Annotated in this window: 15 protein-coding genes; 4 read left to right on the top strand and 11 right to left on the bottom strand. The window is 64.4% G+C overall.

From position 1 onward, the window contains the following. Nucleotides 1-15 precede the first annotated feature (15 nt). On the bottom strand, nucleotides 16-930 hold the full coding sequence (locus tag NE234_RS06410) for an S-4TM family putative pore-forming effector (protein WP_252777921.1): 915 nt from the start codon (nucleotides 928-930) through the stop codon (nucleotides 16-18). Nucleotides 931-943: 13 nt separating this feature from the next. After that, nucleotides 944-1,816: an SMODS domain-containing nucleotidyltransferase gene (locus NE234_RS06405; protein WP_252777920.1), complete on the bottom strand. Its 873-nt coding sequence runs from the start codon at nucleotides 1,814-1,816 to the stop codon at nucleotides 944-946. An 855-nt stretch (nucleotides 1,817-2,671) separates the two neighbouring features. Here NE234_RS06405 and NE234_RS06400 point away from each other — a divergent pair. Beyond that, nucleotides 2,672-3,472: a DUF4231 domain-containing protein gene (locus tag NE234_RS06400; RefSeq protein ID WP_252777919.1), complete on the top strand. Its 801-nt coding sequence runs from the start codon at nucleotides 2,672-2,674 to the stop codon at nucleotides 3,470-3,472. A gap of 441 nt (nucleotides 3,473-3,913) precedes the next feature. Here NE234_RS06400 and NE234_RS06395 read toward each other — a convergent pair whose 3' ends face one another. From NE234_RS06395 to NE234_RS06370, 6 genes are all read right to left on the bottom strand, one after another. Then, the gene (locus NE234_RS06395; protein WP_252777918.1) at nucleotides 3,914-4,783 is read right to left on the bottom strand and encodes a hypothetical protein; all 870 of its coding nucleotides are present in this window, start codon (nucleotides 4,781-4,783) and stop codon (nucleotides 3,914-3,916) included. 126 nt (nucleotides 4,784-4,909) lie between these two features. Further along, a complete protein-coding gene (locus NE234_RS06390; protein WP_252777917.1) occupies nucleotides 4,910-5,311 on the bottom strand; it encodes a type II toxin-antitoxin system VapC family toxin in 402 nt (133 codons plus the stop codon). Nucleotides 5,312-5,317: 6 nt separating this feature from the next. Continuing rightward, on the bottom strand, nucleotides 5,318-5,518 hold the full coding sequence (locus tag NE234_RS06385; RefSeq protein ID WP_252777916.1) for a hypothetical protein: 201 nt from the start codon (nucleotides 5,516-5,518) through the stop codon (nucleotides 5,318-5,320). 470 nt (nucleotides 5,519-5,988) lie between these two features. Continuing rightward, the gene (locus tag NE234_RS06380) at nucleotides 5,989-6,942 is read right to left on the bottom strand and encodes a sigma-70 family RNA polymerase sigma factor (protein WP_252777915.1); all 954 of its coding nucleotides are present in this window, start codon (nucleotides 6,940-6,942) and stop codon (nucleotides 5,989-5,991) included. A gap of 21 nt (nucleotides 6,943-6,963) precedes the next feature. Further along, on the bottom strand, nucleotides 6,964-8,184 hold the full coding sequence (locus NE234_RS06375; RefSeq protein ID WP_252777914.1) for an NAD(P)/FAD-dependent oxidoreductase: 1,221 nt from the start codon (nucleotides 8,182-8,184) through the stop codon (nucleotides 6,964-6,966). Nucleotides 8,185-8,395: 211 nt separating this feature from the next. Then, complete coding sequence (locus tag NE234_RS06370; RefSeq protein ID WP_252777913.1) at nucleotides 8,396-9,022, bottom strand: hypothetical protein; 627 nt, start codon at nucleotides 9,020-9,022, stop codon at nucleotides 8,396-8,398. Nucleotides 9,023-9,494: 472 nt separating this feature from the next. Between NE234_RS06370 and NE234_RS06365 the strand changes: the two genes are divergently transcribed. Both NE234_RS06365 and NE234_RS06360 read left to right on the top strand, forming a co-directional pair. Then, the gene (locus NE234_RS06365; RefSeq protein WP_252777912.1) at nucleotides 9,495-9,848 is read left to right on the top strand and encodes a YciI family protein; all 354 of its coding nucleotides are present in this window, start codon (nucleotides 9,495-9,497) and stop codon (nucleotides 9,846-9,848) included. Next, nucleotides 9,845-11,095 carry an RNA polymerase sigma factor gene (locus NE234_RS06360; RefSeq protein WP_252777911.1) on the top strand — a complete coding sequence of 417 codons (1,251 nt, stop codon included), beginning with the start codon at nucleotides 9,845-9,847 and terminating at the stop codon, nucleotides 11,093-11,095. The genes NE234_RS06365 and NE234_RS06360 overlap by 4 nt, the downstream gene beginning before the upstream one ends. 16 nt (nucleotides 11,096-11,111) lie before the next feature. Here NE234_RS06360 and NE234_RS06355 read toward each other — a convergent pair whose 3' ends face one another. Continuing rightward, on the bottom strand, nucleotides 11,112-11,465 hold the full coding sequence (locus tag NE234_RS06355; protein WP_252777910.1) for a PRC-barrel domain-containing protein: 354 nt from the start codon (nucleotides 11,463-11,465) through the stop codon (nucleotides 11,112-11,114). A gap of 205 nt (nucleotides 11,466-11,670) precedes the next feature. On the opposite strand from NE234_RS06355, the gene ctaD reads away from it, so the two are divergent. Next, nucleotides 11,671-13,347 (top strand): aa3-type cytochrome oxidase subunit I, encoded by a 1,677-nt coding sequence (ctaD, locus tag NE234_RS06350; protein WP_252777909.1) that lies wholly within the window; start codon nucleotides 11,671-11,673, stop codon nucleotides 13,345-13,347. 4 nt (nucleotides 13,348-13,351) lie between these two features. On the opposite strand, the gene qcrB is transcribed toward ctaD, so the two are convergent. Next, nucleotides 13,352-14,968 carry a cytochrome bc1 complex cytochrome b subunit gene (gene qcrB / locus NE234_RS06345; RefSeq protein ID WP_252777908.1) on the bottom strand — a complete coding sequence of 539 codons (1,617 nt, stop codon included), beginning with the start codon at nucleotides 14,966-14,968 and terminating at the stop codon, nucleotides 13,352-13,354. 178 nt (nucleotides 14,969-15,146) lie between these two features. After that, the gene (locus tag NE234_RS45810; RefSeq protein WP_406566947.1) at nucleotides 15,147-15,251 is read right to left on the bottom strand and encodes a DUF6893 family small protein; all 105 of its coding nucleotides are present in this window, start codon (nucleotides 15,249-15,251) and stop codon (nucleotides 15,147-15,149) included. Nucleotides 15,252-15,265: the final 14 nt, after the last annotated feature.

Genomic DNA, 15,265 nt, shown 5'->3' with positions numbered 1-15,265 from the left:
AAGTGCTGTTTGCTATCAGGTAGTTAGTTGGCGCCGGAGATCATCAGCATCAACCCGAAAATCTTGCTCGTCCCCAGGGCGGTAGCGACTGTAGAACCAATTGGGAACTCGCGCAGTATGTTTCCGTGTAGCAAAAATTACGTCCTGTATCTCGCGTGATGCTGTGACGATCCGTTTCAGCTCGGACTTACTCAAAGGCGGCTTCTTGGCCTTTTGGAGCTCTGACTGAACGATCTGCATCAGGCGCTCCCGTTCCAAGGCAACCTCGACTTGTCCCCGATAGTTCTCGAAGGCCAACAGAAAAGCGCCCATGGCCGGAAGGTACCAACTGATAAGCGTCTCGCGAAGCGTTAGAACGGCGATATAGCCGACCAGCGCCCCTAGCCCAATCCAAGCGATAACCAGTGCCAATACGATGCGTGACCAGCGGCGCCTAAGTCGCGCATCCCAAGCCAAATTCTGAAGTTGGCAAAAAAGTACATCGTAAGGCTGTGGTATCCCGTCCACGTCCACATACCAGTCGCGGAGTCGGTCTGCCCGGCCTCCGCCTGGAGTAAATTTTCGCGCCAGTCGGCTACAGTCAAACCGTGGCAGGATGCTCCCGCAGATGGTCTTATTCCATGGCAACCCGAAGACCTCTACATCGAACATCTCCTGGAGGGTAGCTGCGCACTTCGCGAGTCCCTTAACCCAAGGGTTGATTCCTGTTGCCAAGGCAACGGCCCACACCGCACCCGCGATAGCGATAGGCGGCAATACTAGCCGGAAGAAGGCAGCGAATATTCCCGAGGTAGCGAGTATCAGCGAAACACCAACGCGCACGCTCTCCACTCGAAGTGCCTGTTCGTGTACCGCAGCGGCAGCTTGCCGCAGTTCGATCAGGTATGGCTCGTTCTGTCGGATGCTGATGGGGGGACGAGTGTTGGTCATTCGTCGCTGATTCCTAGGAGCGAGCGGGAAACTTGCCGCCGAATAGGAGGTCAAGGTAGTAGAAGGCTAGGCCGTTATCGCCCTTCTGGTAAGCCTCCAGTGCTTTACGAGCCCTAGTGGCTCCTGTCTTGGCCTTCGAGAGGGCTTCAGCTTTTTTGCTCTCACTTGAGCAAGCGTAGAATCGACCTGAAACGTTCGCAGGGTCGTTCATGTTGGCTAGGCTTGAAGACACTAGAGCCTCAAGCAGCCAACATACGTCCCATATAGGAGAGAAAACATCCTGGGTTGACATATGTTTCGCGGCCCGCATCTCCAAGTAGAAAGAAGACATGGGAACATTATTGTAATGTTTCCATGCTTTCATTAGGCGGGCGAGCTTCTTGGCGCCGCCTGGCGCGGTCTTTTTTGCATTTATAGTATTGACGTAGTTAAGGTGCGCGACTGGAGCAGATTGAATCCAGCCAGAGGCGGCCCCCGGTATGTCGTAGACTGAGTACTTGTCTCCGCCGCCAGCGGTAATGAAACCGGGAATTATTTCCCACGTCTCCGTGCCGTTATTGAAAGCTGCGATGATCGCCGGTCGACTCACCTTTATCGAAGTGTATGGGAAGCTTTTTTGTAGCGCATCTTTAATCCAGTTAATCGCGGTATCGGAGCTACCAGGCCGTGTATTCCTTAGACTTACAAGTAGATCACTGTCGCAGTGGTTTCGTACACCCGTCCCATGGGTGAAAGAGCCAGTCTCTCGGAAGAGTATTACGTCAAGCGCGTTCCTTAGCGAAGTCTCGATGCTAGCTCTATGTTTGGCCGCAGCCTGGCGCTGTGAAGCTAGGGGAACCAGTCGATTCAAGAAGGTCTCGAACCCTTCAGCTACCGACAATGCCATGTCGTTCCTACCTTCGTAGTCTCTGAGGTATAACCTCTGTAAGACAGAGACGTCTGTCTTCCCGTATTGGTTCACGCCCGGTGCGCTCTGAGCGCTCCGTTGTTGTGGGTGCAAGCCAGTCCCAGGTCATCACGCCATGATGGCCGAACGAGACCGCAGAAGTAAGAGCAGGCCCACCCCGCCCGCTGTCATCCCGCTACGGGCCACCGTCGTCGGCCGCAGTGCGGACGATCGTTGCCGCTCGACTTCCGGGGCTCGGGCCGTGGCCAGCCTTGCGCTCCGGATCCGTTTGCCGCCGGCAAGGGCCTCCTTGCACGTCGGCGCTTGCTAACGGTTCTGCCAACAACGGTCCCGGACCGTCTGGGACGCACCCGGACAGCACAGCGACCGAGTAGCAGGTCAGCGGACAGGGATGGACGATCCTGGACGCTATCGATCTTGCTCCGGGTCGGATGGCGCCGTGCCGAATTGAGCTGTCGGAAGGTCAAGGCGGTGGCCGTCTGTGCCGCCGCAGGCCGCGCGCTCCGGCCGCGCCGGTCAGGCGGCCAGCAGTGCTTAGGGGCGCTCCTGTCGTTGCTGTGCCACTCGATACCTAACGCACGTTTCGGCGCGCCCAACATTTACCAGGCAGGAGAGCGCTGCGCGACCGATCAAGTAGATCTGACACGGACCATGCAAGGCCATCTGTTGGGCGGCGAAAAGATCCCGTCCTAGTCAGTTGTGAAACAACATCCATTCCCGCGCGACCTGAACTTGAATCCCGTAGTGGCCAGATCCAGCCAACCCGAGATTGTTCCATCGTGCCTCGTCTAGACTTCCCGCTTCGGATCGCCGTCTGACCACTGTGGAGAACTTGTGGACGAAGACCTCGAAGCCAAGAAGCGCGACAATGATCGTGAGGTTGATCAAAAGCAAACGGCACTCCGCGGTCTTAGAACTACTCAACGACTCCGCCTCGTCTGGCTCATCGCAAGCCTTGTAGCGGTCGGCTTCTTGGGCTGGGCAATGCTGGTCGGGGTTTGGACTCACTATCGAGGTCCGTTCACCATTCTCGGCCTGGCTGGATCGCTGATCTCCACGGCATTTGCTGGTTGGCAGATTTTTAAGATGCGACCTACCGTCGCGTCGACGCAGTATGAGCTTTTGGTGTTGCAGACCCAGCGTCTACACTTGGCGGCTGCAGAGGAGTCGGATCCTGTTGCGGCATTGCGTATCTATCGACTTTCGGCCTTGGATGATGTCGAGCGCTATCGCAAGCTCGCTCGGCGTAACCGTCGATACAGCAATCTTCTTCAATGGCTAATTATAGTAGGCTCTGTAACTGCCACCAGTCTTACCAGTGCGTCTACCGGGAACGCTGGATATCAACAGTACTTTCGGTGGTCTGCAGCTGGCGTCAGTGCGTTGGTTAGTATGGCTGCCGCATTGGTCGGCTATTTCAAGTTTCGTGAACGCGGATTCAATCAACAGCAGACTGCAGATGCAATTGAGAAGCATTACAGGGGTGCGGAGCTGCGAATCGAAGAGTATTCCGAAGGTGACGAGAAAAGGGTACTGCAGCTCTTTGCGCAAAACGTCGAAGTCCTCAAGGATGAGCAACGTAAGCGAGAGTTGCAGCTGGAGCAGTCCTCGGAACGAGGCGAGCATCAGCAGTAGTAAATCAACCTGATTCCTATTGCGCTAGGAAGCTACGGTAACTCTGGTGAGCTGAGAACGCGGACCTCGGTGAATTTGTTAGCGCTCGGTGCGGCCTCTCATGCTGTACAGCACGGAAGTACAGCAACACCGCCGTACAGCACTGGTCGTGATCACATGGCATCACAGGTCCGAGTAGTTCGAGCTAGCGCCGATCGTGATTCTGCCGGTGGTTCGCATCGAAAGAAACATCACAGCGTTGTGTGCCTAAGAAGGAGATCGCCGCCCTGCGGTGGCTGGCGACGATCGATGTTGCTCGGCTTCCGGTGCTTGCACGACGCGGCTGTTGCAAAGCGGATTAGGGGACGGACCTGGACAGCCGGGGACATTCCTGATCGCACTATGGATCCGAATTCCATCTGCGATATGTGTTCTAATAGTCGAGTAATCGGTTCGGCGTCCTTATCTCTGCCGACGAAAACTCGGGGCATCGGGAGCCGGCGGTTGATGTATCGCATAGCGCCAAGCTGTATTGATGTATCCCTTGCTTTCGCGCGATACGCGTCGATCGGCGATGTTCGGCTCGTTGATGGAAATCTCAAAGTGACCTCTATGGCTCTTGATCTTTGAGATCCCTTCATCTTCGGCGAATTGTGCAAGGATCTTATCCTCCGTCCATAGGTCTGACTCGTTGGCGACTGCCGTCCCGAGGATAAGCATGTCGTTGAGACTATTTCGAAAGTCTCCTTTGAGATTAACGCCGCGCTTAATCAGTAGCTTCAGGAAGTCGAATGCGATGGAGATGGACTCCGGCTGTATTGGTATGCAGTCAATGCCCTGTTCGGCGAGGAATGAGAACTTGTTCATCAAGTCTTTGCGTTCAGGCTTCGGTAGATGGCTCAATGACTGGCTAAATATGGTCCTATTCTGTGTGTTTATCAAATGCGATATGCCGACATGTCCATATTCCATCACTGACGGAAACTCGTTATTGAAATCGAAAACGATCTTGTCGGTGACCCTTTTGAACAAGGGCTTGTCTCTCGGGTGATCTCTGTAGATCTTCTCCTGGGTTTCGTACGCCGCTTTGGCTCGCGGGCTTAGGCTGTAGGGTGGCGGCGTGAAGTAGCGGGTATTGCCTGTCGCTATGTCACGCACACGAAGAAATTCCTGTGCGACTGTAGATGTAATGGAGAAACCTGAAAGGTCTCCCGCCGCTGGAGAGCCTTTCATGATATACGAAACAATTTGCGTGTCGGCGATTATTCCCAACAATTTCTCCCGATTTCCGGGGGACTCCGGAGCAGGCCGATGCTGCAATCCGAACCCCATGTGGATCTGGTCAGGATGGTGCCTACGACCTGACGACAGCGACCACAACCATCAGACACTGTCTGTACGTGGCCGTCGCTCGAGACCCGGACTGTCGCGGAGTCCATCTATAGCCCGGTAGTGCGGTCATTGGCTGATCAGGGTCAGGCCTTCGTGTTCGGCGAAGTCTTCGTAGTCTTTGACGTTGAGGGTGGCGAGCGGCAGGCCGTAGGTGAGGGCGCAGGCCGCGATCCACGAGTCGTTGGCCGGGCGAGGGCGACCGCGGCGGATGGCGTACGCGGAGATCTGACCCCAGGTGCGGGCGACGTCATCGGTGTACGGCAGCACGATCACGCCGTCGAGCCAGTGGCCGAGGGCGTCGCGATTTCGCCGGCCCCACTGCCGGAGCTCTGCCCACTGGATCAGCTCTCCGAGGGTGATGAAGGTGATGCACGGCTGCTTGCCGATCAGCCGGGTCATAACGGGGGAGGGCAGCCGGCGCTTGAGGCTCAGGGAGGAGACGTCCGTGTCGAGGACTACGCGATCCACGGCTGCTCAGGCGAGGTCGGCGTGACGGGAGGCGTGGACGTGCGCCAGGAAGGCGTCAAGCTCCTCGTCGGTGTCGAAGACGTCGTCCTGGGCGAGATCGTCGGCAGACTCGATCGGCCGGACGTGCTTGCGCCGCGCCAGCTCGTCGAGCGACACTGAGCCACGCTCGGGTGGCTCGGCCGCGTACTCTGCGCTGCTGGTGGTCACCGTCACCTCCTGTTGCCGACACTACGAGTGTCGCACGGTCGTCGGCCGTACGGGGAGCGAAGCAGACACCCGGAAGCACGAGCATCGCACGCGGGATATACGCGGGATGGCGCCCGCCTTCGTTCCACCCCGACGGTAACCCTTCGCAGGTCAGGGCCTCTACGGCCGTCGCGTTGTCTGTGGATTCCTAAACCGTGTGCCGCAGGTTCGAATCCTGCCGGGGGCACCCATATCAACCAGCCGAAACTCTCGTGCTGACCTGGGCAAACCGTGATCAGGTCACCTTTCCGTCATGCGCAGATGTGTGGCAGCGGATGCCCGCACCTCAGTGACAGCGGTAATAGGCGAGTTCACTGGTGGTGCGGTTGCGACGAACCAGGGGTTGGTGGTGGCCCAGTGTCACCTCGACGAGGTCGATGACGGCCGCAGTTCGCAGCGGGGGGCTGCGCCTGGTCGCGGTCGGGGTCAGGTCACCACTGGCTGATGAGCGGCGTGCCCGGTTCGTACTGCCGCCAGGCTTCGGTGAGGCGGACCAGGCGGGTGGGGGCGGCGATGCCGCGCACGGTTGCGATCCTGCCGCCGGTGATGTCGAACGTCACGGCGCCGATGACCTGGTCGCCGAGCACGAAGAGGATGGCGGGGGCGCCGTTGACGAGTGCGTAGTGGACGGCGGGCGTGCCGCCGACGAATCGCCGCTTCGCGGGGGTGGGCGTGAGACCGGCCCGTGCCACGGCGGCGATGCGGTGCGGAGTGTCGTACCGCATTAGCTTCTCGGTCAGGCCGGCGCCGTCGGAGATGGCGGTCGCGTCGTCGGTGAGCAGCGCCACCAGCCGTTCGGTGCGGCCCGAGGAGGCGGCGGTGAGGAATTCCTCGACGATCCTGCGGGCGGATGCCGGATCGACTTCGCCGCCACGGCGACGCGCCGCGCCGATGCGGCGCCGGGCCCGGTGGAAGTGCTGCTGGCTCGCGGACTCGGTGATGTCGAGGATCTCGGCGATCTCGGCGTGGCTGTAGGAGAACGCTTCGCGCAGGAGGTAGACGGCCCGCTCAAGGGGTGCCAGGCGCTCCATGAGCGTCAGCACGGCCAGGGAGACCGATTCGCGCTGCTCGAAAGTGCCGGCCGGGCCGAGCATCGGGTCGCCTGCCAGGAGTGGTTCGGGCAGCCAGGCGCCGGCGGTGCGTTCGCGGCGGGCTTGCGCCGAGCGGAGCCGGTCGAGGCACAGATTGGTGACGACCTTGGTCAGCCACGCTTCCGGCACGTTGATCCGCTGCCGGTCGGCGGCCTGCCAGTGCAGGAACGCATCCTGTACGGCGTCTTCGGCGTCGGCGGCGGAGCCCAGCAGCCGGTACGCCAGCGAGGCCAGCCGGTTCCGGCTGGCCTCGAACCGGCTGGTGTCGAAGCGATCAGTGGCGCTGCTGTCCACGCGGACCACCGTATGAGGCGGCTAGGCGACCGCCTTCTCGGCGTACGCGACCGCCTTCTCGCCGGTCGCGTCCGGCGCGGCGGTCAGGCGGTGCCTGCGGTTGGGCAGGCCGAAGGTCGGGTGCGAGGTGGCCCACAGCGACATCCTGACGATGCCCTCCTTGACCCGCGCGGCCTTCCGGCCGCCCATGTACGTCGGCTTCGCCTGCCCCTGACCGTCGACCAGCTGCACGATCCCGTCCCGCCGCCCGAGACTGATGTGGTTGCCGTAGTAGGGCATCTTGGTGTGGGGGACCTTGCCCCCGGTCAGGCGGCCCACGATCGCCTCGACAGCCTGCCGACCGGTGTAGCCGGCCGAAGCGCAGGACATCGGCAGCGGCCGGCCGTTGTCGCCGATGGCGTAGACGCTGTCACCGATGGCGTAGACGTTCGGGTGTGAGACCGACCGCATGGTGCGATCGACGACGATCCGGCCGTTCTCGGTGACCTCCAGCCCGCCGCCGGCGGCGATGGGGTCGACCGCGAACCCGGCCGTCCACACGGTTGCCTCGGACGCCGGCGCGGTGCCGTCAGCGCACAGCACCCGCGTCGGTTCGACGGCCTCGACGACGGTGTGCTCCAGGACGGTGATGCCCAGCCGGTCACAGGCCTCGCGTAGGTGGCCGCTGGCCCCGGCGGAGAGCCGGGCACCCAGCTCGCCGCGGGCGACCAGCGTCACCGACAGGCCGGGCCGGGATTCGGCGATCTCGGTGGCGGTCTCGATGCCGGTCAACCCGTCGCCGACGACCACCACACGCCCGCCTTCGCCTCGCCTGCCCAGGCTGTCCAGGCGCTCGCGCAGGCGCAGCGCCGAGGGCCTGGCGGCGACGTCGAAGGCGTGCTCGGCCACTCCAGGGACGCCGCGGTCGGCGCCGTGGCTGCCGAGCGCGTAGACGAGCGTGTCGTAGCCGAGATCGCCGCCGCCATCGGCGTCGGCGACGGCGACGATCTGGCGTTCGGGGTCGATGGCGGCGACGCGGGCCACGCGCAGCCGTATCCCCGTACCCGCGAAGACGTCGGCGAGCTTCGGAGCCTCGATCTCCCGGCCGGCCGCCAACTGGTGCAGCCGCAGCCGCTGGACGAAGTCCGGCACGGCGTTGACCACGGTGATCTCGGTGTCCGCCGGGGACAGCCGGCGGGCCAGGGTCCCGGCCGCGTAGGCCCCGGCATAGCCGGCGCCGAGGACGACGATGCGGTGCTTCATGCGATGCTCCTGTCGGTTCGCTTGCTCCCGGCGACTTGAGCGGAACAGCGCCCCGATATCTGACAGGAACCGCATGTGGTGTGGGTCACAAAGCGACGGGAGTGCCGCCCGCGTCGTCTCCCGTGGGCGCATCGGTACCTGGCCGGTGCGTACCGGCGGAAGGCCGACGCGCCGTCGACTGACCGCGAAGGCGCTCTGATCACTTCGCGCGTCAGCCGATGCCGGTTGTCGCGGTGATCTTCTCGAATACCGTCTGATACCGAGCGGGCTGGTCGGTCGTCAGTGTGACGTCGCATTCCTTGCTGGTGGCGAATATGGTGTTCGTCGTGAACGAAAGCTCCTGGGCGCCCGCCTTATGCACGTAGCTTGTACGGATCGCGGGTCGGCCGCCGACTTTTGTATCGCTGATACGGATATTCGTGGCGCCTGTTTTCACCAGCTCCTGACGCAAGCCTGCTTTGTACTTCGACATCGGGTAGGGGTTGGCCTGGCAAAAGGCGTTCACGTTCGTCAGGAAGCCGGTCGATGACCGTGGCTTCGACGCCGGATCGGCGTAGGCGACGGCGCCCAGCGCGACAAGGTTGCCCGGGAGATCCCCCTTGTCCACGGGCTTCCAGCTGTCAGGCAGCCCGAAGCTCACCGTTCTCGTCCCGTCGCTGACCCGTTGGAAACCCGAGGGCAACGGCCCTGGCGGCGAGGGAGTGCTCGCCGAAGGCGTCGCCGGGCTCGGAGTCGCCGTCTCGCTCCCCGCGACGCTGATCGACTCGTCGGCATAGGCGGTGACGGTCAGCGCCACGCCGGCCCCCAGTAGACCCGCGATGATTGCACGGCGACTCATGCTCGTCCCCTCTCATAGGAGATCTCGGCTCCCCGGGATGGCAGGGGCCAGGCCGCCAGGGCGATCACGTTATGCGCAAGGCGCGCCGCGTCCCGATCGTCGAAGATCCCGCATCGCTCCCACTCTTGCTGTAGTGGGCGGCCTTGGTTCAATGGTCAGCATAATCGTCAGGGATTGTCCAGAATATTTGACTTGCGGCGTACTTGCTTTGAGCGGAGTAAGACGCTGCTTGCGCATATGTATATCGAGCGGTGGTGATGCTTTTCGGTGTATTGGTCTACGGGTTGCTCATGCGTGAGGAGGTCGATGAACGCCCCCGGCAGCCGGCGAGTCCGGCTCGGTGCGGTGCGGGCTCGGTGCGGCGTGTCGGGGCCGGCTCGGCCTGGCGAACTTTCTCTGGGCGCGGTGTCGATTCTCGGTACGGTCGTTCGTCATACCTGCGCGACCCGACCCGATCCACGAGGAGCGCACCGTGAAGTACCTGTTGCTGATCAACACGCTGTCGCCGGAGTCGACCGAGGAACGGCCGGCCGAGGGGCCGACCGTGGAGGAGTACCTGGCGTTCGAGAAGGCCGTCACCGATGCCGGGATCAAGCTGGGCGGTGAGGCCCTGGACATCTCGACCGCCACGACCGTACGGGTCCGGGTGAACGGTGAGCGCGTCGTCACCGACGGGCCGTTCGCCGAGACGCGGGAGATCGTCGGCGGGTACTACCTGATCGACGTTCCCGACCTCGACGCCGCGCTGGACTGGGCGGCCCGTTGTCCCGGGGCGCGGTACGGCACCGTCGAGGTCCGTACGGTCTGGGAGCCGGATCAGGCGTGAAGGAGCAGCGAGCGGCCGACTCCGTGGAGGCGGTGTTCCGCGAGGACCGGAGCCGGCTGCTCGCCCTGCTCGCCGCTCGGTTCGGGGACCTCGATCTCGCCGAGGAGGTCGCCTCCGATGCGATCGAGGTCGCGTTGGAGCGGTGGCCGGCCGACGGGGTGCCCGACAAGCCGCTGGCGTGGCTGCTGACCACGGCCCGCCGCAAGGCGCTCGACCGGATCCGGCGTGACCGTACGTACGCGGTGAGGCTGGCCGAACTGCAGGTGGAGAGCGACCGGGCCGCCGCGGCGCCTGTGGAGCCCGGCTTCGACGACATCCCCGACGAGCGGCTGCGCCTGTTCTTCACCTGCTGCCACCCCGCCCTGTCCCTGGAGGCGCAGACCGGGCTGATGCTGCGCTTCCTCGCGGGGTTGAGCACGCCCGAGGTCGCCCGGGCGTTCCTCGTGCCCACCGCGACGATGGCCCAGCGCCTCGTGCGCGCGAAACGCAAGATCCGTGACGCGCGCATCCCGTTCCGCGTCCCGAGGTCGGAGGAACTGCCCGACCGGCTGCCCGGCGTGCTGCGCGTCGTCTACCTCGTCTTCACGGAGGGGTACGCCGCCAGTTCCGGCGACGACCTCCTGCGTCCCGGTCTGGCGGACGAGGCCATCCGGCTCGCCCGGATCCTGCACCGGCTGCTGCCACGGGAGCGCGAGGTGACGGGGTTGCTCGCGTTGTTCCTTCTCACCGACGCGCGGCGGGCGGCCAGGGTCGACGCGGCGGGGAACCAGGTGCTGCTCGAAGACCAGGACCGCGCGCTGTGGGACGCCGATCTCATCGCCGAGGGACGCCGGCTCGTCGTTCCGGCCCTGACCGGTCCCGGCGTCGGGCCGTACGCCGTGCAGGCGGCGATCGCGGCGCTGCACGACGAGGCTGCCGACTTCGCGGCGACCGACTGGCCGCAGATCGTCGCGCTGTACGACGTGCTCCTCCGGCTCGAGCCGTCGCCGCTGGTCGCGCTGAACCGGGCGGTGGCCGTCGCCATGCGTGACGGGCCGGAGGCGGGGCTCGCCCTGCTGGACGACCTGGGCGAGGCGGCGGAGCTGCGGCGCTACCACCTGTTCCCCGCGGCACGGGGCGACCTGTTGCGAAGACTCGGCCGCGTCGCCGAGGCGGCCGCCGCCTACCGGGCCGCGCTCGATCTCGTCGGCAACCGGCCGGAGCGCGCGACCCTCGAGCGGAGGCTGGCCGAGCTCACCGACCGGTGATCTCAGGGTGAAGGACCTATCGCCGAGCCAGCCACCGTTCGGTCGGCTCCGCCTGATAAGGCAGGTCGTAGTGGGTGAAGACGGCCTCCTCGTCCTGGGCGAGCAGTTCTCCGTCGGTGCCGATCGACGGAGCGTCCTTGACCCGGTCGCGCGTACAGGCGACACGGAGGTAGCCAGGGCCGACCGTGGCATCGGCCAAGGGGACGAAGATCAGCCGATGACGGGTGGGCAGGCCCACCTGGACCGTGGCGAATGACGGCTGATCGGTGCGGGTGTCGACGTACACGGCCTCCAGCTTGCCGATCTTCTTGCGGTTCGCATCCACCACGTCGTGGCCGCGCCATTCGCGGACGTCCTGTGCTTCCAGCATCCTGCCGCTCCTCCCAGGTGGACGGATTCACCGGAGGTACGTCAACGACGGCCCTGCCCCCTCGGCGGCGTTCCAGTCGCGCGCCGCGCAATGGTTTCGCCAAGTCGTGACTGACCGCCATGCCGCCGTACGGTTTTCGGGCTCTCTGAGGTGGAAAAGCAAAGAGTGACCGGTTCAGCCGTTCGCGCCCCCGGGGGAGGGTGGCATGGCCACGGTCGAGGAACCACAGGTCCGTACTCCGACCGGCGAGGTGCTGGCCCGCCACTCGCTCGGCCGGCGGATCGGGGACGTGCTCGGCACCACCGATCACAAGATGGTCGGCTACCTGTACCTGGTCACGTCGTTCGCGTTCTTCCTGGCCGGCGGGCTGATGGCGATGATGATGCGGGCGGAGCTGCTCCAGCCGGGTCTGCAGGTCATGCATCGCCACATGTACGACCAGCTGTTCACGATCCACGGCACGGTGATGCTGCTGCTGTTCGCCACGCCGACCTTCGCGGGGTTCGCCAACGTCCTGGTGCCGTTGCAGATCGGCGCGCCCGACGTGGCCTTCCCCCGCCTCAACGCGCTCAGCTACTACCTGTTCGCTTTCGGCGGGCTGATGGTGGTCGCCGGGTTCCTGGCGCCCGACGGTGCCGCGGCGTTCGGCTGGTTCGCCTACCAGCCTCTCGCGAGCCAGGTCCGCTCGCCGGGCGTCGGCGGTGACCTGTGGGCGATGGGGCTGATCCTGTCCGGCATGGGCACGATCCTGACCAGCGTCAACCTGGTCACGACGATCATCTGCATGCGGGCGCCGGGCATGACGATGTTCCGGATGCCGATCTTCACCTGGAACAGCCTGTTCACCAGCATCCTCGTGCTGATGGCCTTCCCCGTCCTGACCGCCGCGCTGTTCGCCGTCGAGGCCGACCGCAAGCTCGGCGCGCACGTGTACGACGCCTCCCACAACGGGGCGATGCTCTGGCAGCACCTGTTCTGGTTCTTCGGTCATCCGGAGGTCTACATCGTCGCGCTGCCGTTCTTCGGGATCATCACCGAGGTGATCCCGGTCTTCTCCCGCAAACCGGTCTTCGGCTACATCGGGATGGTCGGGGCGACGATCGCGATCACCGGGCTGTCGATGACGGTCTGGGCGCACCACATGTTCGCCACCGGCCAGGTGCTCCTGCCCTTCTTCTCCTTCATGTCCTTCCTCATCGCCATTCCGACCGGGATCAAGTTCTTCAACTGGATCGGGACCATGTGGAAGGGGCACCTGCACCTGGACACCCCGATGCTGTTCGCCATCGGGTTCCTGGTGACGTTCCTGTTCGGCGGGCTGACCGGGGTGATCCTGGCCTCCCCGGCCCTGGACTTCCACCTCACCGACTCCTACTTCGTCGTCGCGCACATGCACTACGTGCTGTTCGGCACCGTGGTGTTCGCGACCTTCGCCGGGTTCTACTTCTGGTGGCCGAAGATGACCGGCAAGATGCTCAACGAGACCTGGGGAAAGATCCACTTCTGGACGCTGTTCGTCGGCTTCCAGACGACCTTCCTCGTCCAGCACTGGCTCGGAGCCGAGGGCATGCCCCGCCGCTACGCCGACTACCCCCACCGCTTCGCCGCCCTCAACATGATCTCCTCGATCGGGGCGTTCATCTTGGGCGCCTCCACCCTGGCGTTCCTGTGGAACGTCTACGTGACCCACCGGTCGGCGCCGCGCGTCACCGTCGACGACCCCTGGGGCTTCGGCGGCTCGCTGGAGTGGGCGACCTCCTGCCCGCCGCCCCGGCACAACTTCCGGGCCATCGCCAAGATCCGCTCCGACCGGCCGGCCGTCGACCTGCACTATCCGCTCCTGGGCCACGAGGGCCAGGAGGAGATCAAGGGAATCGAATAGCCGGTCACCGACTGCTCCTCCCGTCCCCGTCCTGGCGTCTCTCCAGCTCTCGGCGCTCGTCCGGGGTGGGCATCTCGGCGGTGTAGTGCACGTACGCGTGGTTGAGACGGGCACGCAGCTGCGCGAGGACGCGGCCCGGCGTCGGCAGCGGGATGACGTGGTCGGGGATCGGCTTGACGAGCTCGCCGGGGTGAACGGTCCGCGCGATCAGCGCCTGCTCGGGTTCCGGGCGGTCGTGGACCTCGACGTACGCGCCGCTGGGCAGGCGCTTGAGGGTTCCGCTCTCGACGCCCTCGTCGAGCGCTTCGGCGTCGGAGCGCTGGAGCCACAGGCACATGCGCCGCGTGAGGACGAACGCGACCACGGGGAAGACGAAGAAGCCCACGCGGAAGAACCAGATGGTGTACTCCAGCGGGATCTTGAAGACCTTCGAGATGACGTCGTTGCCGCCGGCCGCCCACAGGTTCCCGTACCAGGCGATGGCCGCCACGCCGAGGGCCGTACGGGTGGGAACGTTGCGGGGCCGGTCGCACAGGTGGTGGGGCCGCGAGTCGCCGGTGACCCAGCGCTCGAAGAACGGGTACAGCCCGATCAGGGTGAAGAACACCAGGGGGAGGATCACCGCGGGCACCAGGACGTTCAGGGCGACGCTGTGTCCGGCGAAGTCGAACGCGAGCCGCGGCATGATCCGCAAGGATCCCTCGAGAAAGCCGACGTACCAGTCCGGCTGTGAGCCGGTGGACACGATGTCGGGCCGGTACGGGCCGTACAGCCAGATCGGGTTGATCTGCGCCCACCCGCCGAGCAGCGCGAGCGCGCCCAGGACGTACAGGAAGAACGCGATCGTGTGCGTCATGAACTGCGGGAAGGTCGGGGATCCGACGACGTTGTGCTCGGTCCTCTTCGGTCCCGGCCACTGCGTGTGCTTCTGGTGCCAGATGAGCATCAGGTGTGCGCCGATGAGCGCGATCAGGATGCCGGGGATCAGCAGGACGTGGATCGTGAACAGGCGCGGGATGAACTGATCCCCGGGGAACTCCCCGCCGAAGACGAAGAAGGTCAGATACGTCCCCACGACCGGCACGGACAGCAGGATGCCCTCGAGGATGCGCAGGCCGGTCCCGGACAGCAGGTCGTCCGGCAGCGAGTAGCCCGCGAAGCCCTCGGCGACGGCGAGCGCGAACAGCGTCGTGCCGATCACCCAGTTGATCTCCCGGGGCTTGCGGAACGCTCCGGTGAAGAAGATCCGCATCAGGTGGACGCAGATCGCGGCGAGGAACAGCAGTGCGGCCCAGTGGTGGATCTGCCGTACGAGCAGCCCGCCGCGGATGTCGAAGGACAGGTGCACCGTCGAGGCGTACGCCTCGCTCATCGTGGTGCCGCGCAGCTGGGGATAGTTCCCGGTGTAGACGACGTCGGTCTCCGACGGTTTGAAGAACATCGTCAGGAAGACGCCGGTCAGAACGAGCGTGACGAACGAGTAGAGCGCGATCTCGCCGAGCAGGAAGGACCACTGTTCGGGGAACACCTTCCGGACGTTGCGCCGCAGGAAGGACGAGCTGCCCACCCGTTCGTCCACCGTGCGTTCCGCCCGGAGGATCAGAGTTCTCTTGTCCGCCACGACGCCGACTCCGTCCGCCCTCAGGGATCCGGCCGCCGCGGGCCTCCTCGGCCCAGGCCACGGCCGGCGCACCGGCGCGCCGGCCGGTGAGGTGCCGTCACCCGTACCCGGGCCCTGTCGGGAAAAACGCAGGTCACCGGCGTATTGACGGAGTCTTGCCGCGTTGGGGCGGCTTCGGTCACATCCGCCAGATCTTGATCTCCCTCCTGAGCGCCGGGAGCTCCCGGATGACCACCACGACGACACCGGCGACGGCCGCGCCGATCAGCACCTTCTTGATCATTCGTTCGTCCCTTT

This window comes from Actinoallomurus rhizosphaericola (assembly GCF_024055675.1).
Taxonomy (GTDB): domain Bacteria; phylum Actinomycetota; class Actinomycetes; order Streptosporangiales; family Streptosporangiaceae; genus Actinoallomurus; species Actinoallomurus soli.
The sequence above is the reverse complement of the archived record's forward strand: the minus strand, read 5'-3'. Positions and strand labels throughout refer to the sequence as shown.